Here is a 26009-nt window from a genome sequence, read left to right on the forward strand (position 1 = left end):
ACATATGGATTATTATGCGTGTATCTTTGGATGAAACTGAGATTATTGCGCCTCACTTTAAAAGGCGTTTATCGGGAGTAACATCTACGATTATTCAGCTTATTCCACTGCAACGCGAACAGGGTGTGCGTATATCCACTTTGGGGTTTGGTTTACCACAAACTTTGCCGGCTCTTGCCTTTAGGGACCTTTTCGGACTTTGGAAAAGTCCGAAAGGGAAGCCATTTCGTATTTGGCATGCACGACGCAATATTGAGATGCTTTTTGGGATCTTTTTGCGCGATATCTTGAAAATGAAGCTGAAACTTATCTTTACATCGGCTTCACAACGCCATCATAAGCCTTTTACCAAATGGTTGATTCGCTGTATGGATAGGGTTATCGCTACCAGTACACATACGGGCGCTTATCTAGAAGTGCCTCATAAGGTTATTATGCATGGGGTGGATGTGAGGCGTTTTACTCCACCACAGACTCTTGATGATTGCTTTTCTTCGACAGGATTTCCAGGAAAATATGCGGTAGGGTGTTTTGGGCGTCTGCGTTACTCAAAGGGAACAGATTTATTTGTTGATGCCATGATAGCATTATTGCCTGACTATCCTAAATGGACAGCACTTATCGCTGGTCGTACGACAGAGCAATATTATCATTTTGAAAAAGAATTACGCCAAAAGATTGCTAAGGCTGGTCTGGATGATCGCATTATTTTTCTTGGTGAGATTCTGGATATCCCTTTGTGGTATCGTCGTTTATCGCTTTATGTTGCACCTTCTCGTACAGAAGGTTTCGGTTTAACACCATTAGAAGCAATGGCATCACAGGTTGCGGTTGTAACGAGTGATGCAGGAGCTTATAAAGAATTGGTGGTCGAGGGAACAGGAACAGTTGTAAAAGCAGGAGATGGAGCGGCTTTAACAGCAGCAATTGAACCTTATTTTGCTGATGTAGAAAAAACATTGGTAGCCGGAAAGAAAGCTTTAACCCATGTTCGTACACACTTTCCTTTGGAAAAGGAGACAACCGAGATTGAGCGTGTTTACAAAGAACTGTTTGCGGAAAAAACACTTTGATTATTATATCAAAAATCTTTTTGAGGAGTGATAAAAAGTGTTTTCCTTAAAGGTTTTTCATAGTCATCAAGAAAACAGCTCAATGATATAAATGTTATTTTACAAAATTTATATTGTCTTTAGTAGAACGCTATAAGAAGTTCTCAAAATTTTGGATAAAAGATTAAAAATGTATACGCTTGAGAGCAATATGTGCTTTATGATGAAGCATACTAGGAGAGAGGAAAATTATTTTAGAATAAGAAAATAATGCTTTAACTCAAGTCTAGATATACGGTGTCGTACTGATATTGTTCGTTTTGGAAGACTTAAATAGATAGAAAAAACGTTTTCTTGTCTTTAAAAAGATATTTATGGTGTCTCCATGGGTAAAATAGTCGTACATATTTTCAATAAATTCATAATAAGATGGATCTAAGATCAATATATATATATATGATTTCTATAGATAATTTACCTTTTTAATTTGAATAAGAGCTATCCTCTTGCACATCACAATTGGAAGAAAGCATGTGGTGGATAAAAACTATTGAAGACAGGGTATAAAGAAATTTCTTATAAATTGTCTGAAATGCAGGCTGTTACGACATTAACAGAAAGAAAATAGTATGGTGGTACTAATTTATATCTTATTTTGTGGTACCGCCTTGCACCTTATTATTATTTAAGTAAAAATGATGGTGCCCATTTTATATCTTTCATGAGAGCTGTCGTGAAATGGGGGTGATGAGTATTGTGAGATGTTTTTTACAAACAAGCTTGTGAATTCGTAATATAATAGCATTTTATTTTCTATAAGGATGTAACTCTATTAAAGAGAAAAAGCACTTTTATCAGTAAATATTCATATTTTTTGCATGAGAGATTATTCGTAAAAAAAGGATGTTCTATGTGCCCACTTTATTTGATAAAGAAGATCAATAAAGTGAAGTTTTATATGTTCTGGATTTGAAGGCTCTTGGTATTTGATTGCTCTTGTCAAATTATTTTTATATCAACATTTATATCGTTGATATGATGATTTGTATGAAATTTTAGGAAATCTTCAGTGGATTGAGTGAGGGGTGAATATTATGACTCATACTGTTCACACCTTTTTATGTTGTAAATTTTTTATCATGGTAGAATAAAATGCTTTATGCATTAGAATTGTTCACGCCAGAAAGCGGGAATAAAAAGGACGAATATTGTTATGATTTCAAGGCGTCCAGCTAACATTAGAAAACTTAAAATCCATAAAGCATTATCGTTGATTGTAGAGAAATTACCAGTGGGGCCAATAATATCTCCAAAGCCTGGACCAACATTTGAAAGTGCGGTTAAGACCCCCGTAAAGGCAGAGGTAAAGTCAAGACCGGTTGTAAGCAAAAGTGCAGTGCCGATAACAAGGCAAAACATATAAAGACAGACAAAAAACAAAACGGCTTGAGCAACATCGTTTGATATATTTGAGTGATCGTAGCGCGCCTTTACAACGACATTAGGAGAAAGAAGTTTTTCTATATTTGTTTGTGTAATACGCCAAAGAATAATGAGGCGATTGATTTTCATGCCACCAGAAGTAGAACCAGCACATCCGCCTGTAAAAGAAACAATGAAGAAAATTCCAAGCGCAAATGGTCCCCAAAGTTGATAATCTTCAGCGCTGTAACCTGTGGTGCTAATAATGGATGAAAGGTGAAAAATGACATCAAGGAAAATCAAGTGGAACGCGCGATGATCATAAAACCGTAGCCATGCCGCTAACGCAAAGCTGAAAAGGAGAACGATATGGAGAAAAACAATCACTTGTGGGTCAAGGAAGCGTTTTGGGTGTCCAGGAAGGACTAATTTAACATAAAGCACGAAGGGCAAAGCAGAAAGCAACATGAAGATTGTTGAAATAATTAAGATGGCTGGTGTATCAGAAAAATAACCAAAAGAAGCATCATGCGTTGAAAAACCAGCTGTTGCTACTGTACTCATTGCATGGTTAATGGCATCAAATAAATTCATGCCTGCAGCAAAATAAGAAAGCATACAAGCCAATGTGAGTCCAACATAAGCGATGATAATTCCGTTAGCAATTTGGTTGATGCGAGGCAATATTTTTTCAGATTTATCAGATGATTCCATATGAAAAAGTCGTACGCCACCCACACGCAGTGAAGGCAAAAGTAAGAGGGCTAAACCGATAAAACCAATGCCCCCAATCCAGCATATAAGAGAACGCCATAACAAAATACTTCGCGATAAATTATCAAGATCAGAAAGGACTGTAGAGCCTGTTGTTGTAATTCCAGAAACAGATTCAAAAATGGCTCCTGCTAGAGAAATGGGAAGAGGAGAAAGATAAAGAGGTAAGGCACCTACGATGCTTCCTGTTAGCCAAAGACAAACAGTGAGCATAAAGCCAAGCCGTGCTGAAAAACGACAAGTAGCTCCCTTAGTTGCTAAAAGAATCAGCGTTGCTAACATGGTGGTTATGGCACAAGAATAGAGAAAGGTTATCCAATTACGATTGTTGTCGTGCAGATCCACAAAAATTGGCAAAAGCATTGCTCCTGCCATGATTAACGCAAAACGTGCACAGACATTGATAATAAACTGAAAAATGACCGTTCCCTATCTTTGTATCTCTTTTTATTATGGTTTTGTGCTCATAAGAATTTACGTTTTTCTCTTTATAGGATAAAGATTAATTCTTAACATTAGCATGCCTTGATGAAATTGGTAATCAGACCTTTTTATAAAACTTGAAAATGAAGTATATATAACATAATTGGAGTTCTTGAAAAATATTTTTTTAAAAGGCTGCATTCCGTTATCATTTATAGAATAATTAAGTTATAATAAAGTGAAGGGGATTTAATGGTACAATCGCATATTCGTCTGCTGATTATTGGCTCAGGTCCGGCTGGTTATACAGCGGCGATCTATGCAGCAAGAGCAATGCTTAAGCCGGTTTTGGTGACGGGCTTGCAGCAGGGTGGACAATTGACAATTACAGCTGATGTTGAGAATTATCCAGGTTTTGCAGATCCTATTCAAGGACCGTGGTTGATGGAACAAATGGCAAAACAAGCTGAGAATATGGGGACAAAAATTGTCTATGATACAATTATAAAGGCTGATTTGTTGAAGTATCCTTTTGTCTTATATGGGGATTCAGGAACACAATATTCTTGTGATGCACTGATTATTGCAACAGGAGCTAAAGCGCGCTGGCTTGGTTTAGAAAGTGAACAGACCTTTATGGGCGGTGGTGTTTCCGCTTGTGCTACATGTGATGGCTTTTTTTACCGTGATAAGGACGTTATTGTCGTGGGAGGAGGAAATACCGCTGTTGAAGAAGCACTTTATTTATCGCATTTGGCTAAAAGTGTAAGCGTGGTGCATCGCCGAGATCATTTTCGGGCAGAAAGAATTTTGCAAGATAGGTTGCTTGCTTGCAAGAACGTACGTATCATTTGGGATCATGTGGTGGAAGAAATTGTGGGGCTGCCAGCACAGGGGGCAATGGGCGCTGTTGTAACAGGGGCACGTCTGAAAAATGTTAAGACAGGTCATGAGATGGAAGTGAATGCAGAGGGAATATTTATTGCTATTGGGCATGATCCTGCTGTTTCTCTGTTTGAAGGACAGCTGAAACAAAAACGAGGCGGCTATTTATGGACAGCACCGGACTCAACAGCAACAAGCATTGCTGGTGTTTTTGCTGCTGGGGATGTAACAGATGAAACATTCCGCCAAGCTGTAACAGCTGCAGGAAGAGGATGTATGGCAGCGTTGGAAGCAGAACGGTTTTTAGATATACCTAAGCGTTAGTAACTCATTGAGAACATAAAGAATCTAGAGGTAGAATTAATTGTGGCGCCACCGTTGGATTGGGATAAGTTAAGGGTTTTTCACGCTGCAGCAGAAGCGGGATCTTTTACGCATGCTGCTCAAAAACTTCATTTATCTCAATCAGCAGTTTCACGACAGGTTTCGGCTTTAGAACAAGAGGTTGGGGTATCCTTATTTCAACGTCATGCGCGTGGTTTGATTCTTACAGAACAGGGAGAAACTCTTTATCGTACAGCTCACGATGTTTTGATGAAGCTTGAAAGTGTACGTTTGCAATTAAGTGAAAGCTATGCAAAACCAACGGGGCACTTGCGTGTGACCTCGACCTTTGGAATGGGGGCAGGGTGGATTGCAGAGCGTATGCCAGAATTTCTTAGTCTTTATCCTGATATGCAGGTTCAGCTTTTGCTTTCCGATGAAGAGCTTGATTTGACAATGTGTCATGCGGATTGTGCTGTTCGCTTACATCAACCCCAACAACCTGATCTTATACAAAGAAAACTCTTTACAATTCATATGCATGTTTATGCTTCGGAAAAGTATATTGCAAATTATGGAAAGCCGGAAAAATTGTCTGATCTCGATGAGCATCGTATTATTTCGTTCGGTGAACCTGTCCCACCTTATTTGTCTGGCTTAAATTGGTTGGAAAAGGCTGGTAGAAGTGATGGATCATTGCGCGTTTCAGTTCTACAAATCAACAATATCATCTCAATAAAGAATGCGCTTATGCGTGATCTTGGGATTGCTGTGCTGCCTGATTATATCGTCAATAATAATGAGCATTTGGTGCGTCTTTTTCCTGATATGGTTGATATTCCTTCTTTTGATACTTTTTTTTGTTATCCTTATAATTTAAAGAATTTGGCAAGATTAAATGCTTTTCGAGATTATATTTTTTTAAAAGCCCGTCAATGGTCTTTTTAATGTTAATGCCTTAATTTATAAGGAATAATTAACTGTTTTACAACTTGAGACTCCCCCTAATATTCTTTCGTTTTAAATTTACCCATATTGAATCAATTAAAACTATTCGTTGCACATTAAAAGTGGAGGAAGTCCGTGTGGAGAAATACTTTTGAAAAAAGGGATAAATGTTTTTTATGAATGCTAGCAAATGTGAGGGTTATCATATATTGAAAACTGGACAATCGTGTGATGGAGTAGCTTACATTTTTATATTTAATTAAAATAGTGGTACATGATGGAGCCAAATTTAAAGATATGTGTTTATTGCATAGCAGATACGCTTAAGTCGTTATTGTACTTTTTCTTATAAAATGACATAGAATACTATCTCTTGATTATGTTGCCTCCCAGTGCATTTTCTTGAGTGTTCCCTTACGAAGATCTATCAGATTGATTTTATCTCTGAGGATTTTCCAGATTTGCCGGACATATGTCCGGCTTTTTTTTATTTTTGAAAGAGCCCTAGAAATTGCAATATATGGGAGGATGATAAGAAAAAAATTTCGAAACTTGTGGATATCCAACACTTTTTTAAGAATACTAAAATTCAATAAGGAGTTTGAGAGAGATTTATCCTGTTGTAGCATAAAAGTCTGTCTTTTAGCGGTGTGATATAAAATATTTAAAACTTTATGCATGAAGTGCTTTTTATTAGAGTGTGAGGTGAATATTTAAGGGAGGTCTTGTTCATAAAGCCTATGAAGTAAATCAAGTCGTTATTAGATAGAACTTAAAGGAAACTGGATTGTTTACATAACGACGGGAGGTGGCTTCTTCTTCATTTTATGACGAAGAAGAAGCCGAGAAATAGAAAAGATTTGATTATAAGGGCAATTGTATTTAAAAGCGCTCGATCTTTTTTAGAGTTATAAATTAAATAGAGAAAGCAGAATAGTTTTTTCATCATCTCATGATAATAAACCGATTCATTTATTGATCGCTAGATTTATTTGATCTTTATCTACTACAGCTTTTATTGTTGTATTTATTCACGGATATTTTTGCTGAATCGATTGATTCAGACCATGATACAATTTTCGATATTTTCTCGGATATACTGACATTCGGCAAAAAAACGATCACAAGAGATGATATTAAAAATTTTAAATTAAACTGTTGCAAAAGCGCTGTATACGTATACAAGCTTCTTCAAGTAATTCTTCTGATGTTGCATAAGAAATACGAAAAGCAGATCCAAGTCCAAAAGCAGATCCTTGGACGACAGCAACAGCTTCTGTTTCTAGAAGCGCTATGGCAAAGTCTTCGTCATTCGTAATATATTGACCGTTTGGTGTTTTCTTTCCAATAAGTCCTGTGCAAGAAGGATAAACATAAAAAGCACCTTCGGGCGTTGGACAGTGAATGCCAGGAGCTTGGTTTAGCATGGAAACAACGAGATCACGGCGTGCTTGAAAAATACTTTTATTTTTAGCGATAAAGTCTTGTGGCCCATTGAGTGCTTCAAAAGCAGCCCATTGTGAAATGACACTTGTTCCAGATGTTTGTTGACCTTGAATGGTATCCATAGCTTTAATTAATTCTTGTGGTCCCCCTGCATAGCCGATTCTCCATCCCGTCATCGCATATGCTTTGGAAACACCATTCATTGTGAGTGTACGCTCATAAAGCGCTGGTTCTACTTGAGCTGGAGTAACAAAGGTAAAACCCTCATATGTGAGATGTTCATATATATCATCGGAAAGAATATAAACATGAGGATATTTTACTAAAACGTCTGTGAGTTTCTTCAATTCATTATGTGTATAAGCGGCACCTGATGGATTTGAAGGAGAGTTAAAGATGAACCATTTGGTTTTCGGGGTAATGACAGCTTCCAGCTCTTGTGGTTGGAGTTTATAAGAAAATTCGGCTTTTGTTTCTAAAAAGACAGGCTTACCATCGTTGAGTGCGACCATTTCTGGATAACTTACCCAATAAGGAGATGGAATGATGACTTCATCCCCTTTATTTAAAGTTGCCATCAATGCATTAAAGAGAATCTGTTTACCGCCGGTTCCAACAATAATTTGCTCTGGTTCATAATTGAGATTATTTTCCCTTTTAAACTTTGCAGAAATTGCTTGGCGCAATTCTGGAATTCCAGATATGGGAGGGTATTTTGTTTCTCCTCTTCGAATAGCTTCAATGGCCGCGTTTTTGATGTTGTCTGGGGTATCAAAGTCTGGCTCTCCAGCGCTTAAAGCAATAACGTTGCGCCCTAATGTTTTTAAATGACGGGCTTTTTGGGAAGCAGCAATTGTTGCAGAAGGTTTGATACGAGACAATTTGTCGGCAATAAAAGCCATAATTTTAAATCCTTATATTATATCAACAAATGGTTATTGCTTTAAGGATATTCTATAAGAGATTATATTGTATGCAATAAAAAACTTCCAAAATACTCTTACACGGGCTTTACATTTTCCTTTTTTGAGATTTTTACAAGATAATCTCTTCTTAAATTTTAAGAAAGTTTTAGAGGAAGTATAAAGGGGGGAGGTGATAAATTGTGCAAAGGAGATAAGCAGTCTTTATTTTAACAAGGTGAAATGATGCTTTATACAAAATAAAAAAATCTTCGTCGTTACAGACGAAGATTTTAAATAAAATATTGCAGAATTTAAACCTTAAAGGGCTGCAAGGTTGCCAGCGGCAAATTTTCCTGAACGACGATCTTGAAGAACATCATAAGAAATTTTTTGCCCTTCATTAAGACTGTTTAGACCAGAACGCTCAACGGCAGAAATGTGTACAAATACATCTGCACTACCATCACTAGGCTGAATGAATCCGAAACCTTTTGTTGTATTAAACCACTTAACTGTTCCTGTAGACATAGGAAACTCCTTAGAATATATAATTATATTGAGTATTGAAGCTTTCATTCCTTCAATACGGTTGTAGATCGAAATTAGGTGGGAGAAGTTTCGTCAAAAGTGCAGATTGCACAGGAAAGAAAGTCACGTAACCGAAAATTCGATGAAACTTCTATAAAAGTCTTTAGAACAAAAAGCAAGCCTTAATCAATTTTTATATAAAGAAAAAATAAGAAAACAGTGTATACTTTGCTGAGTAGAAAAAAATCAACTGAAATAACTTTGTAGGGAACGTACTTCAAGGCGCCTTTTTTTGAGTGCTTTGATCGCTTCTACGACGGCTTCGGCTCCAGCTATTGTTGTATAATAGGGAACATTTTGCATGAGTGCTGCATAACGTAATGATTTTGAGTCTGAGATGGCACTGGCAGTGCTAGTTGTATTAAAAATCAATTGAATTTGGCGATTACGAATAGCATCTTCAATATGGGGGTGTCCCTCTAGGACTTTGTTGATTTTTGTTGCTTCAACGTGGTGTTCGGTAAGAAATTTATGTGTTCCACTTGTGGCGACAACAGAAAAGCCAAGCTCAGTTAAACGTTTTACAGGATTTAAGATGCGTTTTTTATCTTCATCTCTTACAGAAACGAACAAAGTTCCCTCTTTAGGGAGTTTTACACCAGCTCCAAGTTGGGCTTTAGCAAAAGCAAGCGAAAATTCATAGTCCAGTCCCATAACTTCACCGGTTGAGCGCATTTCTGGACCAAGAAGTGTATCAACACCTGAAAAACGAGCAAAAGGAAACACTGCTTCCTTGACGGCAATATGTTGTTTTTCCTGCAAAGCAGGTAATCCACCATAAGCTTGAAGAGCATCATGAAGTGTTTCTCCTGCCATAATACGTGCAGCCATTTTAGCAATAGGGCGACCAATCGTTTTTGCAACAAATGGGACAGTACGTGAAGCACGGGGATTGACTTCTAAGACATAAATGGTGTCATCTTTTATAGCATATTGTACATTCATGAAGCCGCGAACATAAAGTGCTTGTGCTAATGCTTTGGTTTGGCGCTCTAATTCAGTAACTATTTTATTTGAGAGTGTACGGACTGGTAAAGAACATGCTGAATCACCAGAGTGAATACCAGCTTCTTCAATGTGTTCCATAATACCAACAATCAGTGTTTCGTTGCCATCACATAGACAATCAACGTCTACTTCAATTGCTTCTGTTAAATAGGTATCAAAGAGAAGCGGATTTTTACCAAGCAATATATTGATTTGTCCTGTTGTGTCGTTAGGATAACGGACTTTGATATCTTCTGAAATTAATTCTGGGACACTCTCCAGTAAATAATTTTGTAAGCTACGTTCATCACGGATAATTTGCATAGCACGTCCTCCTAAAACATAAGAGGGACGTACAACCAATGGGAAGCCTAGTTCGTGGGCAATGAGGCGTGCTTGTTCGATGGAGTGAGCAATACCATTTTGAGGTTGTGTTAAGTTAAGTTTAAATAACAGTTTTTGAAAGCGATCTCTATCTTCAGCTAAGTCGATAGCGTCAGGTGAAGTACCCAAGATGGGAATGTTGTGTTTTTCTAGAGCGCTTGCCAATTTCAAGGGTGTTTGTCCGCCAAATTGGACGATGACTCCAACCAAATCTCCTTTTTCCTGTTCTGCTTCTAAAATAGCGATAACATCTTCTGTTGTTAAAGATTCAAAGTAAAGGCGATCAGAGGTATCATAGTCGGTTGAAACTGTTTCAGGATTACAGTTAATCATAATCGCTTCAAAGCCTGCATCACGCAGTGCAAAAGCAGCGTGGCAACAACAATAATCAAATTCAATACCTTGCCCAATGCGGTTTGGTCCACCGCCTAAAATAGCAATTTTTTTGCGTTCAGAAATGTGTGCTTCCGAGTGCTCTACACCTGCAAAGGGAACTTCATATGTTGAATACATATAGGCTGTAGGAGAAGAAAATTCAGCGGCACAAGTGTCAATTCGTTTGAAGACGTGTTTAACATTCAGTGATTTGCGTAAAGCTGCGATATCATCGGGTTCTTTTCCAGTAAGGGAGGCTAATCGCGCATCTGAAAATCCCATAGCTTTTAACATACGTAAGTTATCTGCGTCTTGGGGTAATCCATGAACGCGGATACGCTGCTCCATTTCAATGATGGAGGCTATTTGTTCTAAAAACCACGGATCAATTTTACTAATTTGGTGAATCTCATCTATGGGTAAGCCTGTACGCATGGCTTGAGCAATATAGCGTAGACGATCAGGGCTTGGTATTGCAATGGCGGAGCGTATAGAACTTTTTTCATCACCTTCAGCATGCTCTGGAATAACAATTTCATCAAGACCCGTAAGTCCTGTTTCAAGTCCACGGAGTGCTTTTTGTAACGATTCTTGAAAAGTGCGTCCAATGGCCATGACTTCTCCTACAGATTTCATTGCAGTTGTAAGGACAGGCGATGAACCGGGAAATTTTTCGAAAGCAAAACGAGGAATTTTTGTCACAATATAGTCAATAGAAGGTTCAAATGATGCTGGTGTTGCACCACCCGTGATATCATTTTTTAATTCATCAAGAGTATAACCAACAGCCAGTTTAGCCGCTACTTTGGCAATGGGAAACCCCGTTGCTTTTGAGGCAAGCGCTGAAGAGCGAGAAACACGCGGATTCATTTCAATAACAATGAGGCGCCCATTTTCAGGATTGACAGCAAACTGTACATTGGATCCCCCCGTTTCAACACCAATTTCACGCAAAACAGCAATCGAAGCATTACGCATACATTGATATTCTTTATCTGTTAAGGTGAGAGCAGGTGCTACAGTGATCGAATCACCGGTATGAATCCCCATTGGATCAATGTTTTCAATAGAACAAACAATGATACAGTTGTCGTTCTTATCACGAACAACTTCCATCTCATATTCTTTCCACCCTAAAACACTTTCTTCAATTAAAACTTCTGTTGTAGGCGAAGCTTCAAGACCGCGTTCGATAATTTCATAAAATTCAGAACGATTGTAAGCGATTCCACCACCGGTTCCACCAAGGGTAAATGAAGGACGAATAATAGCTGGAAGTCCAACAACATCAAGAGCTTGAACTGCTTTTGCTGTTGCATGGGCGATATAATGTTGTTTGCGATCAATTTCGGTATGTCGCCAGTTTCGCTCAAGTTCTTCGAGTGCTTTATCAAGTGCAGCACCAGAAAGTTTTGCTTTAAGTTCAGCACGCGTTTTTGCGTGCTGTCGGCGATTTTCTTCTTTTAATTCTGTTGCATTGGCTAACATAGAGCGTGGCGTTTCCAAACCGATTTTTGCCATCGCTTGGCGGAATAAAGCACGATCTTCAGCTTTATCAATAGCATCAGCATTGGCCCCTATCATTTCAACATGATAGCGGTCTAAAATACCCATACGCTTTAATGATAAAGCAGTGTTGAGGGCTGTTTGTCCTCCCATAGTGGGCAAAAGGGCATCGGGACGTTCGTGGGCAATAATTTTGGCAACTATTTCAGGAGTAATGGGCTCTATATACGTTGCATCAGCTAGATCTGGATCTGTCATAATCGTGGCAGGATTAGAATTTACCAAAATAATTCGATAACCTTCTTCTTTTAATGCTTTACAGGCTTGTGTGCCTGAATAATCAAATTCACATGCCTGACCAATGATAATAGGTCCTGCTCCGATGATAAGAATAGATTTTATATCTGTGCGTTTGGGCATGGCTTTTTCCTATGACAAATATCTGTGCGCAATTGTTGCGGGTAAAATATTTCAGTTCTGAGGCTACAGTCATTTTATAAGTTAAGTGATAAAGAAAGTAAGCACTAAAATACCTTTTCCATGCTTTTTTTCATAAAATTGAAGATAAATTTCTTTTTTGAGCTGAGTCATCTCGTCAGTATATCAAAAGTATGATCTTTGATAAAAAATAATAATAGTGCTCCAACAAATTAGAATATTTAAGCATACTGTGGAGAATAAAAAGCCGGAACATCTTTCCAGTCCATTGCAGGCATATTTTGTGTTTTTATGACGTTGTTTTCCTAAAGAGGGTGCGCACTTTTTCTGTTGCTTGTAAAACATAAGCCATTATTTATGGTTCGATGGGATTTCGTAAAATGAAATGGGAAGTTTATCTTGTTGTTCCGTAAAGTACTACCGTTTAGAGCTGTGATATAAGGTATGAAAATTTACTACATTAAGGTGTTTTTTGTTAGAGTCTATGATAGAATTCAGGGCGGGATTTGTTTTTAGAGAGCTTATGAAATAAACCATATGAAATGGTCTTAGTTGGAATCTGTTAGATAAAAAGCAAGATTGTTGATAGATCGGTTCTGGTCGAACTTTCCGTTTTAGGGTAGGAAGAAAATCAATAGATGTATGTTTCCATTTCATAAAAGGGTGAGAGTGTATTTTAATACAATGGCTAAGGAGATAATTTCAGAATGATTTTGTTTGCTGTTAAAAGATAGTGAATACTCTCTCTTTACTTTATGGATGATGTTCAAAACTTTTTAAAATATTTAAAAATATAAAGAAGGCTAAAATGCTGAACATTTCCCAAACGAGAATATTCTGTCTGAAAGATGTATCAATAGGAAAGCTTTTGGTGGCTAGGTCTCAAAAAGGGATTTGTTATATAGCGTTAGGAGACACTATAGAGCAATTATTACAGGAGTTTACGATACGATTTGGCAATGCACAACAAGTTGTAGGTGACAATACATTTAAGAGAGAAGTTGCTCATATTATAGCCATGATAGAAACACCTAAGTTGGTCAAAAAATATAATTTTCCCTTAGATATAAATGGTACAGTTTTTCAACGACAAGTATGGGCAGTATTATGTGATATACCATGTGGTGAAACAATTTCATATGAAGTCTTAGCATGCCGTATTGGTATACCGAACGCTTTTCGTGCCGTTGCTAATGCGTGTGCACGTAACGAATTGGCTGTTATCATTCCTTGTCATCGTGTTGTGCGTAAAAATGGTTTTATTTCGGGGTATCGTTGGGGATCCAAACGGAAACAGATTTTGCTACAACGAGAACAAAATGGAGGAATTTAATTTTGTGTGATGGGCATTATAATCGTTACAGTTGTTCCTTTCATTTCTTTTGAGGTAATTTCAAGTTTTCCTTTGTGGAGTTCTAGCAAGGAGCGTGAAATGGCTAAGCCAAGACCTGAGCCCGTGTGAGATTTAGTAAGTTGATTTTCAACTTGTTCAAAAGGTTGCCCAAGTTTTTTAATTGCTGATTGGGGAATACCAACACCTGTATCTGTAATTTTAAAAATAAGGTTGTTTTTTTTCTTGAAAGCACAGACATCAATATTTCCGCCAGAAGGCGTAAATTTAACGGCATTAGAGATGAGATTAAGGAAAATCTGTTTCATTGCACGACCATCAACTTCAGCATGAAGTTCTGGCGTAATATTTGTTGTAACAACAATATTTTTTTCTTGAGCTTGAGGCGTTAGTGTCCGTACTGCTTCACTAATGATGGGCTCAAGATCGGTATTTTTACAATCAAGCGAAAATCTTCCAGCTTCAATTTTTGACATATCAAGGATGTCATTGATAAGGGTTAGAAGATGGGTTCCCGAATTGTAAATATCATGCATATATTCCTTATAGCGTTGTGAGCCAAGAGGTCCAAAAGTCGATTGCAACATGATATCTGAAAAGCCTAGAATAGCGTTAAGTGGAGTGCGCAATTCATGGGACATATTAGCCAAAAACTCTGATTTAGCTTTGTTAGCACTTTCAGCACGCTCTTTTTCTGCCTTGAGACTTTTATTAAGTTTTTCAACTTCTGAGGCACGTTGTTGAGCACTTCCTCGAGCACGTTTGAGTTCTTGAATAAAAGAAAAAAGACGCCTTTCACTGTCTTCAAATTTTTCCTGTTGTTGTTTAAGCTCAGAAATGTCAGTACCAATACAAACCAATCCTCCGTCTTGGGTTCGCCGTTCGTTAATTTTGAGCCAACAACCATCTGCCGTTTGGCGAATACTGGTTAAGTTACCAGTACCATCATCTTTAAGGGGATATTCACTGAGTGCAGGGCGTGCCATGGCTTCGACGGTTGCACGTTGGATACCGGATTGTAGAATTTGTTTAGGAATAGCAGCATATTCGCAAAATTTGCTGTTGGACATGACTAAACGTCCTTCTGAATCCCACAAGACGAAAGATTCTGAAATGTTTTCAATCGCATCACGGATACGAAGGTCGGCTTGCGCTGTTTGTTCAGCCAATTGTTGCTGTTCACTAATATCGAAGGAAATACCAACCAAATGGGGTTCTTCTTCTTCAGTAACTTCAGCACGAATGCGCATCCAGACATAATGGCCATCGGCATGACGCATGGGAACGTTAATATCGATATGCTTTTTTTTACCGCTCATTAATTCCTGAGCAAGATCAAAAAAGTTCGCATCATTTGGATTGATAATGGCGCTAATTTGGGAAATTGAGAGCAATGCATCTTGAGGGACATAGCCCAGCATTTCATACATTGCTCGTGACCAGTAGACGCGTCCACTTGCCATATTCCAATCCCATAGTCCACAGCGTCCACGCATCATTGCCATATCAATACGGTTTTGAATTTTTTCTGAGACAAGATCCGTTTTGCGTGCTCGTACAATTTGGTTGTAATAAGCATAAAGAAGAGCGAGGATAACGCCACTAGTTCCAATGAATAGGGTTATATTTAACGAGAGAATTTTCCGCCATTCCATGGCGCTATCTTGCATTTTTTCGCTAATGAATACGCCATATTGCCCATTTTCTGTTTGCTGAAATGAAGCAAGAGCAGGGGCATCTTTTCCTATTGTGATTTTCATAATTCCAACGTGCTGTCCAAGAGATTGTAAAGCAATGCTGTCAGAGATAAAATCTTGCAAAGGTTTTCCTAAAGAAATCTCTGAACTGGATGAAGCTAAGACATTTCCTTTTTGATCAATAATGGCGATCAGAGTGCTAGGATTAATAAGATCTTGATTACGAAAAGTGGTGAGGATATTTTGCAAATGACTATGAGAAAGGGCAGAGACTTTTCCTTTCTGAGAAACAGCCAGTAAGTCATGATTAATTGTATTGGTAATATGAGAAGCTAAGAGAGTGATGGTAGAACGCGTGTTCTTATCAATCGTGTTACGCCAATCATAGAGTGATATAAAACGAATTGATGCAAGTACAATAAGAAATGCTAAAATAACAAACGGAAGTGAGCGACGCAACCAAGGTTCAATAAAGAGAAGCTTTTGATAGGCGGAGCCAGAAAGCAGATGAATACGTTTTTTCTGCGCTTTATGACTTGGAGCGCTCGATTTTGAATCAGCATACACCTCCGTTGGCGCATGATATGCGTCCAATTTAGCCATTTCCAGTTCCTTTAATTATGGAATAATGTGATTTAAAAACTGCTTCGATATTCATAGTAACCCCATCGAATGCAATGAATCAAAACAGGAGTCTTCTGTCCAGTCTTTTTTTAAAAAAAAATAATTTTACTTCTATGAACTTGGAATATGAAAAGGAAAAGGCATTTTAAACATGATCTATAAACAGGCTTAGATTGCCTGTTTATAGATTTAATGATGATTGAATAGTCTGTAGAATTTATTTAAAAAATATTATAGAATATTGATTTAAAATAAATTTTCGTTTCAAGTGAGCAGACGGTTGATGATATCAGCGACATCGCTTGATAACTTTGGCGCAGCAGCAATCATTTTTAATTCAGTTTCAAGTTTTTGTTGTCGAATGGGTTCTAATTGTCGCCAAGAGCGCATCGTTGTTAATAACCATGAAGCGAGCTGTGGATTTTTTTTGTCAATTTCCAAAATAATTTGGCAAAGAAATTGATAAGATGCTCCATCCATCCTGTTAAAGCCCGTGAGATTGTTAGAGGCAAAGGCACCGATTAGGGAACGCACACGATTGGGATTATCTTTTGAAAAGAGCGGGTGTTGCATGAGCTTTTGAACATTCTCGAGCGTTGATGCCCCTGCAACCATTGCTTGAATGGAAAACCATTTATCCATGACCAAAGGATCATGGCGATAGCGGTTTTCAAAATCATTTAAGGCATTTTGCGCCTGCTCACTTTCATTAAAACGCTTCACGAGAACAGCGATACTAGCCATACGGTCAGTCATATTATCAGCTGTTGCATATTGTGTGGCAGCACGATTTGGATTGGCCTCAGTAATGGAAAGATAATCCAGTATTATATTCTTTAATGCTCGCTTTCCAGCTTGTACAGTGTTTGATGAATAGGGCTCTTTGGTTTGCATTTGCCCATAAAATTTTGTGAAGAGTCCTTGATGTGTATGCGCGAGCGAAGCTAAAAACTGATTGTGCACATGATGAATACGCTCTGGATCAACATTTTTACCAAGTGTATGGGCAAGTTCAACTTCGCTCGGTAAACTTAAACAAAATGCACGAAACTCAGGTTCAAGACTTTCATCTGTAATGATAGCTTCAATCAATTTTATCAAAGCAGAGGGCATACCCTCTTTTGCTTTTGTTTCATCTTGAATGTTTTGAATCAAAGCTTGCGTCATTAAATGATTAAGAGATTGCCAGCGATTGATGTGATTGTCATCATGTTGTGCAAGAAAAATAAATTCGCTTTCATTGAATGGAGTGTGTAGATTGATTGGTGCAGAGAAGTCTCTAAGGAGTGATAAAACAGGTTTTTCACGCAGACCCTTTAATGTAAACGTTTGGTTTTCCTTGGATAAAAGCATAACGTTTGATTGAATATCCGTATCCGCTTCATAGGTGAGGTTTTCTCCATTAGGTCCTAACAAGCCAAATAATATAGGGATAAGCATGGGCTTTTTGGTATTTTGTTGTGGGGTTTCGGGAATATGTTGCTTTGCATGAATTGTTAAAACACCATCGCTATAATGACTATCGATTTCTACATTTGGTGTTCCAGCTTGTTCATACCACAACATGAATTGGGAAAAGTCTTGACCAGATACTTCAGCAAAACAGGCGATAAAATCTTCAATTGTACAAGCTTGTCCATCATGACGTTGAAAATAAAGATCAGTACCTTTACGAAATAGAGAGGGTCCTAAAATAGTCCGTATCATGCGAACAACCTCAGCACCTTTTTCATAAACAGTTGTGGTGTAAAAATTGTTAATTTGGCTATATTGACGAGGACGTACAGGATGAGCGAGGGGACCAGCGTCTTCGGCAAATTGAGTAGCTTTTAATGTTTTTATATTTTCAATTCGCTGTAGGCTGCGTACATTTTGATCTGATGAAAATTCCTGATCACGATAAACAGTGAATCCTTCTTTTAAACATAGTTGAAACCAATCGCGACAGGTAATACGATTACCACTCCAATTATGGAAATATTCATGTGCAATGACACGTTCAACATTTCTATAATCCTGATCGGTTGCTGTTTCAGGATCTGCGAGAACATATTTATCATTAAAAATGTTAAGTCCCTTGTTTTCCATTGCTCCCATGTTAAAATCGGAGACAGCAACAATATTAAAAACATCAAGATCATATTCGCGCCCAAAACATTGTTCATCCCAACGCATGGAACGTTTAAGAGCATCCATTGCATAGGTTGCGCGTTTTGTTTTTCCTTTTTCCACATAGATACCAAGCTCGATACGTCGTCCAGATACAGTTGTAAAATGGTCTTCTAACTTATCAAGATCTCCACCTACTAAAGCAAAGAGATAAGATGGTTTGGGATAAGGATCTTCCCAAGTAGCAAAATGGCGATTATTCTCTAAAGTTCCTGTTTCCACCAGATTACCATTTGAAAGCAAGATTGGGATTGTTTGGGAATCTGCTTCAATTTTCACTCTATAGGTAGAAAGAACATCTGGGCGGTCGTAAAAATAAGTAATACGACGAAAACCTTCCGATTCGCATTGTGTGCAATAAACACCATTTGAAAGATAAAGGCCCATAAGTTGGCGGTTGCTTTCAGGATTCAGTTCCGTAACCAATTTCAATGTAAAAGGAGCCGCTGGTGGGTTTGTAATTTCTAAACGTGAAGGCGTCACTTTATAAGTGTTTGGGGCTAATGTCTCATCATTAATAGAAACGGAAATTAAAGTAAGATCATCACCAGAAAGAACAAGAGGTGTTAATTTTTTTGTATTGTGACGGGATTCAATAGACAATATGGCTGTAACATAGGTTTTTGTTGGTGCCAATTGGAAGGAAAGTTGTGTTTTAGGGATAGCGTAAGGGGTTGGCTGATAGTCTTCCAAACGATAAATAGATGTTGTTGGCTGTTCCATAGTTTTTCCCATTCGTATTTTAAGAGTTAAAGAAGAAGGTGTTTAATTTTAGAGTCAAAGAAGATTACAGAATTACAAAAGGCTATCGAGGCGATTTTTTACTTCTAAGAAGTCTATCCATGTAAGTTTTTTTTGACTAGGGGTTCGGAGAAGGTAGGCAGGGTGGAAAGTTGGCATAACAGGTATTTTAATATTATCCTCACTTTCATAAATATGCCATTTCCCTCGTGTTCGGATAATCCCATTTTGAGATCCCGTAAGAAGCTGTGCAGCAATGCCTCCCAGTGCTATAAGTACACGAGGACGCGCTAAATAAATGTGCCGTTCAATAAAAGGACGGCACAAGGCAACTTCTCTTGGTGTTGGTGTACGATTTCCTGGTGGACGCCAAGGAATAGTGTTGGCAATGTAAACATTATTTCTTGTTAAGCCAATTGATGCGAGGATTTTATTAAGCAACATCCCTGCTTTTCCCACAAAAGGAATTCCTTGTATATCCTCTTCTCGTCCTGGTGCTTCGCCTATAAGCATCAGGGGGCTTCCAGCTGTTCCATCTGAAAAGCAGGTATTTTTTGCTGTCAATTTTAGTGAACAGCCATTAAATGCAAGGAGCGCAGATTTTAATTCATCAAGTGTTTTTGCATTGTTTGCACTCTCTATAGCTGTGGGTTCATTTTGTATAGCCCCGCTAGAGTTATGCAGCGGACGATGATCTGATTTTACGGTGGGAGATGTTTGTTGATTATGAGAAATGTTCACGACAGATATTAATTTGCTCTCTGAACAAGCAGACTGCTTAAAACGATTAATAGGGAAATCTGTCAGAACAGCATCCGCACCACTTTCTTTATAAAAGTTTAAGAGTTCTTCATAGGAAATTGAGCACGGCGTTTGATTTAACATTTTATTTTTTCTAATGATCTAACAACTATAGATCAAACAAAATTATCCTTCAAGTTTTATAAATGTATTCGCTAGCCATTAATGTACAAGAACGCTGATAGGATTCTCTCTTTTCACAAAAAAGGCAAATCGTAAAATGCGAGTGTTCGCGATTATATACATCTTTAAATGTACAATTTGTTTAAATTACGCTATTTTAAATTTTTAAACAGACTAAGCCCTTTATAATAAAAGAATTCTCTACTGAATGCAAGTGGTATGATAACATTTTTGATCATTATATTTTATATTTAATAATTAATGAAAGTGACTTTTATAGTATTTTATTTATAAAATTAAGTATAAATTTTTTATTATTATATTTTTATCTTTTTTTAATAATTTTTATTAAAAATATTAAATATATGAATGAGATATATAAATATTACTTTTATATGTGAAAATACTAGACTTTACAAACTGTTTTTACAATGGGTTAAAAGCAATGTGTGGATATATGCTTTTGCTTTTTTTACCGCTTCAGTCATAGATTCATTTAATGCTAAATGCGCTGCAATAGCGCTTGAGAGAATGCAACCTGTTCCTCGCATTGTTCCTTTTAAACGTGGCGTAGAAATATTTATGACTTCAGTTTTGTCAATGAAGCTATCAATTGCAAGAGGACCCTCTGCATGTCCCCCTTTTACTAAAATAGATCGAGCTCCCAATGACAAAAGTTTTTTTGCTTGTTGTATTGCTTGCTTATCATGAGATGCCAATGGACTTTGGCTAAGAAGAGCTAGTTCTTCTCTATTTGGTGTTAAAAGAGTAACATGAGGAAGCAGTTTATCGATCATCGTGTAGATGATTGTTTCTGTTGTTAGTTTTCCTCCTGATGAAGCGACAAGTACGGGGTCCAGAATAACTGGAATATGGGGATAGTCTTTGAGTACGTTACAGATTGCTATTATAATTGCTTTTGTCCCCGTCATACCGATTTTTATTGCGCTTATTGGATTTGCTTCTAGGGCAGCACGCATTTGCGCAGCGACGAGGCCTCCACGCATTGGAGTGATTTCGACAACGCGATTATCATCTTGTACGTTAACACAAGTGATTGCTAAATTTGCTTTTATTTGAAAATGTGCGGCGGTTTCTATATCACGAATAATACCGGCACCTCCTGTTGGATCCGTGCCTGCAACAATAAGAATGGAAGGTATTAACGCCATGTTTGTGTCACTTTTATCCACTGCTGGACACGCTCTTCAGGTTTTTTATGGAGGATAATATCAGTCACAACAGCAGCACTATTTGCTCCTGCTTTTAAAACATCAACTGCGCGTTCTGGTGTTAAACCACCAATACCTACCAAAGGTAAAGCACCAATCCGTTTTCTCCATTGTTTGATTTTTTCTAGTCCTTGCGGCATCCATTTCATTTTTTTTAAGATTGTCGGATAAATAGGACCAAGTGCAATATACTCAGGATTGACAGAGAGTGCGATATCCAATTCATGTTCATCATGTGTACTAAGACCAAATTTTATACCACTTTTTCGAATTGCGTGAAGATCAGCATTGCTTAGGTCTTCTTGTCCCAGATGAATAAAATTGCACTTTTCATCAATTGCTATTTCCCAATGATCATTAATAATTAATTGTGCTCCCAATTTATTGCATATGTTTTTTGCGCGCTTGATATGTTGACGGATTCTTTGTTGATTTTCATGTTTCATACGCAATTGTACGAGCTTGATGCCAAGAGGGAGCAAACGTTCAACCCAATCAGCGTTATCAACGATGAGGTAAAATGGATCCAGTTTCATGAAAATACTGCTTTTCCAATCACTGGTGTTGAAGGGACCGCTACATTGCGTGCTTCGATCATGCCAGCTTTATATCCCATACGTCCTGCTTGAACAGCTTTAGAAAATGCTTCAGCCATTAAGACAGGATTACCTGCTTTAGCAACTGCAGTGTTAAGCAGTACTGCATCATAACCGAGTTCCATAGCAATGGTGGCATGTGATGGACGTCCAATACCGGCATCAACAACAAGAGTAATATCAGGAAGGTAAGCGCGGATAGAACGCAGTCCATCAGTATTATGAGGTCCTTTGGCAGATCCAATAGGAGCACACCAAGGCATAATGACACGACAACCAACATCCAAGAGCTTTTCAGCAACAATGAGATCATCCGTTGTATAAGCAAAAATTTGGAATCCTTCATCATTTAAAATTTGCGCTGCTTCGATTAAGGAAAAAATATTTGGCTGTAAGGTGTCTGGGTTTCCTATCACTTCGAGTTTAATCCAAGCTGTTTTAAAGAGATCTCTTGCTAAATGCGCTGTGGTTACGGCCTCTTTAACAGTATAACAACCAGCAGTATTAGGAAGCACTGTTACCCCAAGTTCTTGAAGAAATTTCCAAAATTGTCCACCTTGTTTTCCACCTGCAGTTTCACGGCGCAAGGAAACAGTCACAATTTCCGTATTCGATTTATGAATAGCATCACGAAGGATTGCAGGTGAAGGATATTGCGCTGTACCTAATAGAAGACGGGAAGAGAATTGTCGTCCATAAAGATTCAGCATAATTTTAGCCTCCTTGCATTGGGCTTAAAATTTCAATTTTATCCCCTTCATGCAAGACAAATTGGCTTCGTGCATCTATGGAAACAACTTCAGCGTTAACAGCGGTTGCAAGCCAATTTCCTTCATATCCCAATTCTTCAAGTAAGAGACCGAGAGTCATAACTTCTGTTTGGACAGTTTCACCATTAACAAATATTTTCATGCTTTATTCCAATGCCAATTTCATTGCTTGTTTTGCCATTTCTGGAGACAAAAGAAAACCATGTCTATAAAATCCATTAATAAAAATACAATTACCATCTTTATGCACAGAAGGGAAGTTATCAGGATAACATGGACGAACACCAACGCCAGATTCAATAATTTCTGCTTCAGCAAAAGCAGGATGTAAAGTATAAGCCGCATTGAGCAGTTCCATCATTGATCTCACTGAGATTGCACCATCAAAGTCACTTTCAATCATTGTTGCACCAATCATAAAAATATTATCTTGTCGAGGTACAATGTAGAGAGGAAACCGTGGATGAAGAAGACGAATTGGACGCGAAATTTTAACATCGGTGCAGCGCACGAGAAGCATTTCGCCACGTACGCCCCGTATATTTTTATCTTTTCTTAAACGCGCTATTCCTGTCGCATCAATAACAATATCAAAATTTGTTTCAGCTGTCTCTACATCAACAAAACACGCTCCATTGTTGAGAAGCTTTTCTTTTAAAGCCATAAGTGCTTTGCGAGGATCAATATGGGCTTCATTTTCATAAAAGAGCGCACAGTTAAAACGTTCCGCAAGATCTGGTTCAAGATGAGCTATTTCTATATTATCTATGGTTTTGTGATTATGCGTGCGCTCAGAAAATCGTTCAAGCTCTCCTCTATCTCGTGTAGGTGCAACCACTAAAGTGCCTTTTTGTATGACAAGGTTGGGGAGCGTTTTACGCCACCACTGTATAGCTTGTATACCAAGATCTTCAACAATCTGTTCCGCATTTTCTCTCTCACAGTAAGGTGCGAGCATTCCTCCTGCATACCAACTAGCACTTCCTATAGGAGAATGAGGGGGAGCCGATATAGTAACAGAAACACCTTTTTGCTGTAACATAAAGGCAACCGTTAAGCCGCCTACACCTGTACCTTTGATAAGAATGTTCTTCAACTGTTTGCTTTCTCTTTTTGAGGAGAAACGATTTCCATATAAAGCTCACCATTTTTTTGATATTTCTCGGCCATGGCGATCATACCTTCCCCTTTTGTTTTTCTTATTGCTGCTGCCTCACGAATATCATGAGAAATACGCATAGAACAGAATTTTGGTCCACACATGGAACAAAAATGTACCAATTTATGGGCTTCTTTAGGCATTGTCTCATCATGAAAGGCACAGGCTGTTTCCGGATCAAGAGAAAGGTTGAATTGATCATACCATCTAAAATCAAATCGTGCACGCGAAAGAGCATTATCGCGCAATTGTGCTCTAGGCAAACCTTTGGCAAGATCAGCAGCATGAGCAGCAATTTTATAAGTGATCACACCAGTTTTTACGTCGTTTTTATCAGGCAATCCTAAGTGTTCTTTAGGTGTTACATAACACAGCATGGCAGTTCCAAACCATCCAATCATAGCAGCACCAATGGCCGATGTAATATGGTCATATCCCGGTGCGATGTCAGTTGTAAGAGGTCCCAAAGTATAAAAGGGTGCTTCATGACAGAGATCTAATTGTTTTTCCATATTTTCTTTAATTTTATGCATTGGGACATGTCCAGGTCCTTCAATCATAACCTGTACATCTTTTTCCCAAGCAATTTTTGTCAATTCTCCCAAAGTTTTAAGTTCAGCAAATTGGGCTTCATCATTAGCATCGGCAATAGAGCCAGGGCGCAATCCATCTCCCAAGGAAAGAGAAATATCATATGTGCGTGCAATATCACAAATTTCATCAAAATGTTCATAGAGAAAACTTTCTTTGTGATGATGCAGACACCATTTTGCCATAATAGAACCGCCTCTTGAAACAATACCCGTTATCCGATCAATAGTTAGAGGGATAAAAGGTAATCTTAATCCTGCATGAATAGTAAAATAATCAACACCTTGCTCTGCTTGTTCAATGAGCGTATCACGGAAAATATCCCATGTTAAATTTTCAGCGATACCCTGTACTTTTTCGAGTGCTTGATAAAGTGGGACAGTTCCTATGGGAACTGGGGAATTTCGAATAATCCACTCACGAATATTATGAATATTCCGACCTGTTGAGAGATCCATCACTGTATCTGCTCCCCAGCGAATGGCCCAAACCATTTTATCAACTTCTTCTGCCATAGATGAAGTAACTGCAGAATTTCCAATATTGGCATTAATTTTAACACGAAAATTGCGCCCAATAATCATTGGTTCGCATTCTGGATGATTGATGTTTTGAGGAATAATGGCGCGTCCGCAAGCAATTTCATTGCGAACAAATTCTGCAGTGTAAATTTCTGGTATTGATCCAGCAAATGTTTCATTTGATGGTACATTCTGCCGTTCTTTTACTGCTAATCCTTCATTTTCTCGTATAGCCACATATTCCATTTCTTCGGTAATAATGCCTGCGCGCGCATAAGCTATTTGTGTAACTGCTTTGCCATTTTTTGCTCGTAAAATGGGACGTTTTTGTTTAAAGGCTGGTGTAAGGTTTTTATCAGAAGCCAATCCATTATCTTCAGGTTTTACTGATCGTGCAGGATAAGTTTCAGTATCATCCCGCTTAGAGAGCCAAGGCAAGCTAATTGCTGGCAAGCCTTTTGTAATATCAATGATCATATCTTTATCTGTGTAAGGGCCAGAAGTATCGTAGACGCTTAAAGATTTTTCACTACTGCCATCAGTTAATGAAATTTCACGCAATGGGACGCGCACATCAGAAAAGAGAAGGCTCTGTTGATAAATTTTGCGTGAAGCGGGAAAGGGGCTACAACTGATTGATGGAGTATTTTTCTGCACAAACTTTTTCCTTATAGACATAGGGTTCAAAAATAGGTTGCGATGTTAATGGGGATGTATTCAAATTATCAATTACGAGCATTCGGATGAATAGGAATAGTATTGCTTTATAGTAAAGCAAACCCAATAAAGCTCAAGAAAACTTATTTTGAAAATTGATACAATATCTATTCTAATATTTGCATGTCTCCTCCCACTTAAAGTATTTTTGTTAATACGAATATGGTTGGCTTAAATATCTATATTGTCAATCATAAAAATATATTTAAACGATTTTGGTGTGTTTTTTAAGAGTGAAAATAGATATTATGAAGTGATAAACTATGATACTGAAGCTTTTATAAACAAGAATAAAGTTAAAAACGGATTATCAAGGAAAAATTAGATAGTTTATAGCTCTGATCGAGATTTTTTTCATATTAAAATAATAACTCAGAATACCATAAGATTCTCTCATCATACATCTTTTCATATAAAATCATTTCCTTGCACGTCATCAGTGGGAGCATATGGGGCAAAA

At 37.9% G+C, this 26009-nt stretch carries 17 protein-coding genes; 4 read left to right on the top strand and 13 right to left on the bottom strand.

What is annotated here, in order from left to right; all coding sequences use genetic code 11:
- Positions 1–14: 14 nt before the first annotated feature.
- Entirely contained in the window at positions 15–1073 is a 1059-nt protein-coding gene (locus tag ACFINF_RS01530) for a glycosyltransferase family 4 protein (protein WP_375619371.1), read from the top strand.
- Positions 1074–2216: 1143 nt separating this feature from the next.
- Here ACFINF_RS01530 and ACFINF_RS01535 read toward each other — a convergent pair.
- A complete protein-coding gene (locus ACFINF_RS01535; RefSeq protein ID WP_375619468.1) occupies positions 2217–3611 on the bottom strand; it encodes a TrkH family potassium uptake protein in 1395 nt (464 codons plus the stop codon).
- Between the two features lie 312 nt (positions 3612–3923).
- Between ACFINF_RS01535 and trxB the strand changes: the two genes are divergently transcribed.
- A complete protein-coding gene (trxB, locus tag ACFINF_RS01540; protein ID WP_375619372.1) occupies positions 3924–4880 on the top strand; it encodes a thioredoxin-disulfide reductase in 957 nt (318 codons plus the stop codon).
- 42 nt (positions 4881–4922) lie between these two features.
- Positions 4923–5828 (top strand): LysR family transcriptional regulator, encoded by a 906-nt coding sequence (locus tag ACFINF_RS01545; protein ID WP_375619373.1) that lies wholly within the window; start codon positions 4923–4925, stop codon positions 5826–5828.
- 1145 nt (positions 5829–6973) lie between these two features.
- Here ACFINF_RS01545 and ACFINF_RS01550 read toward each other — a convergent pair.
- The 3 genes from ACFINF_RS01550 to carB all read right to left on the bottom strand — a co-directional run bounded on the left by ACFINF_RS01550 (position 6974) and on the right by carB (position 12439).
- Positions 6974–8176, bottom strand: coding sequence for a pyridoxal phosphate-dependent aminotransferase (locus ACFINF_RS01550; protein ID WP_375619374.1), 1203 nt, complete (start codon positions 8174–8176; stop codon positions 6974–6976).
- 321 nt (positions 8177–8497) lie between these two features.
- Positions 8498–8707, bottom strand: coding sequence for a cold-shock protein (locus ACFINF_RS01555; protein WP_012754908.1), 210 nt, complete (start codon positions 8705–8707; stop codon positions 8498–8500).
- Between the two features lie 246 nt (positions 8708–8953).
- Complete coding sequence (carB, locus tag ACFINF_RS01560; protein ID WP_375619375.1) at positions 8954–12439, bottom strand: carbamoyl-phosphate synthase large subunit; 3486 nt, start codon at positions 12437–12439, stop codon at positions 8954–8956.
- An 826-nt stretch (positions 12440–13265) separates the two neighbouring features.
- Between carB and ACFINF_RS01565 the strand changes: the two genes are divergently transcribed.
- Positions 13266–13790, top strand: a complete 525-nt coding sequence (locus ACFINF_RS01565; protein ID WP_273788414.1) for a methylated-DNA--[protein]-cysteine S-methyltransferase — start codon at positions 13266–13268, stop codon at positions 13788–13790.
- Here the strand turns inward: ACFINF_RS01565 and ACFINF_RS01570 are convergent.
- The 9 genes from ACFINF_RS01570 to thiC all read right to left on the bottom strand — a co-directional run bounded on the left by ACFINF_RS01570 (position 13787) and on the right by thiC (position 25489).
- The gene (locus tag ACFINF_RS01570; RefSeq protein ID WP_375619376.1) at positions 13787–16108 is read right to left on the bottom strand and encodes an ATP-binding protein; all 2322 of its coding nucleotides are present in this window, start codon (positions 16106–16108) and stop codon (positions 13787–13789) included. The genes ACFINF_RS01565 and ACFINF_RS01570 overlap by 4 nt on opposite strands.
- Before the next feature lie 285 nt (positions 16109–16393).
- Entirely contained in the window at positions 16394–19021 is a 2628-nt protein-coding gene (gene pepN / locus ACFINF_RS01575) for an aminopeptidase N (protein ID WP_375619377.1), read from the bottom strand.
- A 72-nt stretch (positions 19022–19093) separates the two neighbouring features.
- Positions 19094–19924: a uracil-DNA glycosylase family protein gene (locus ACFINF_RS01580; protein ID WP_375619378.1), complete on the bottom strand. Its 831-nt coding sequence runs from the start codon at positions 19922–19924 to the stop codon at positions 19094–19096.
- A gap of 452 nt (positions 19925–20376) precedes the next feature.
- Positions 20377–21135, bottom strand: coding sequence for a hydroxymethylpyrimidine/phosphomethylpyrimidine kinase (locus ACFINF_RS01585; protein WP_375619379.1), 759 nt, complete (start codon positions 21133–21135; stop codon positions 20377–20379).
- Positions 21126–21731 (bottom strand): thiamine phosphate synthase, encoded by a 606-nt coding sequence (locus ACFINF_RS01590; RefSeq protein ID WP_375619380.1) that lies wholly within the window; start codon positions 21729–21731, stop codon positions 21126–21128. The genes ACFINF_RS01585 and ACFINF_RS01590 overlap by 10 nt, the downstream gene beginning before the upstream one ends.
- Positions 21728–22501 carry a thiazole synthase gene (locus ACFINF_RS01595; RefSeq protein ID WP_375619381.1) on the bottom strand — a complete coding sequence of 258 codons (774 nt, stop codon included), beginning with the start codon at positions 22499–22501 and terminating at the stop codon, positions 21728–21730. The genes ACFINF_RS01590 and ACFINF_RS01595 overlap by 4 nt, the downstream gene beginning before the upstream one ends.
- 4 nt (positions 22502–22505) lie before the next feature.
- Complete coding sequence (gene thiS / locus ACFINF_RS01600; protein WP_375619382.1) at positions 22506–22703, bottom strand: sulfur carrier protein ThiS; 198 nt, start codon at positions 22701–22703, stop codon at positions 22506–22508.
- A 3-nt stretch (positions 22704–22706) separates the two neighbouring features.
- Entirely contained in the window at positions 22707–23657 is a 951-nt protein-coding gene (gene thiO, locus ACFINF_RS01605) for a glycine oxidase ThiO (protein ID WP_375619383.1), read from the bottom strand.
- Complete coding sequence (gene thiC / locus ACFINF_RS01610) at positions 23654–25489, bottom strand: phosphomethylpyrimidine synthase ThiC (protein WP_375619384.1); 1836 nt, start codon at positions 25487–25489, stop codon at positions 23654–23656. The genes thiO and thiC overlap by 4 nt, the downstream gene beginning before the upstream one ends.
- Positions 25490–26009: the final 520 nt, after the last annotated feature.

Origin of the sequence: Bartonella sp. TS25HLJMH, assembly GCF_042193505.1 — a bacterium.
Taxonomy (GTDB): domain Bacteria; phylum Pseudomonadota; class Alphaproteobacteria; order Rhizobiales; family Rhizobiaceae; genus Bartonella; species Bartonella grahamii.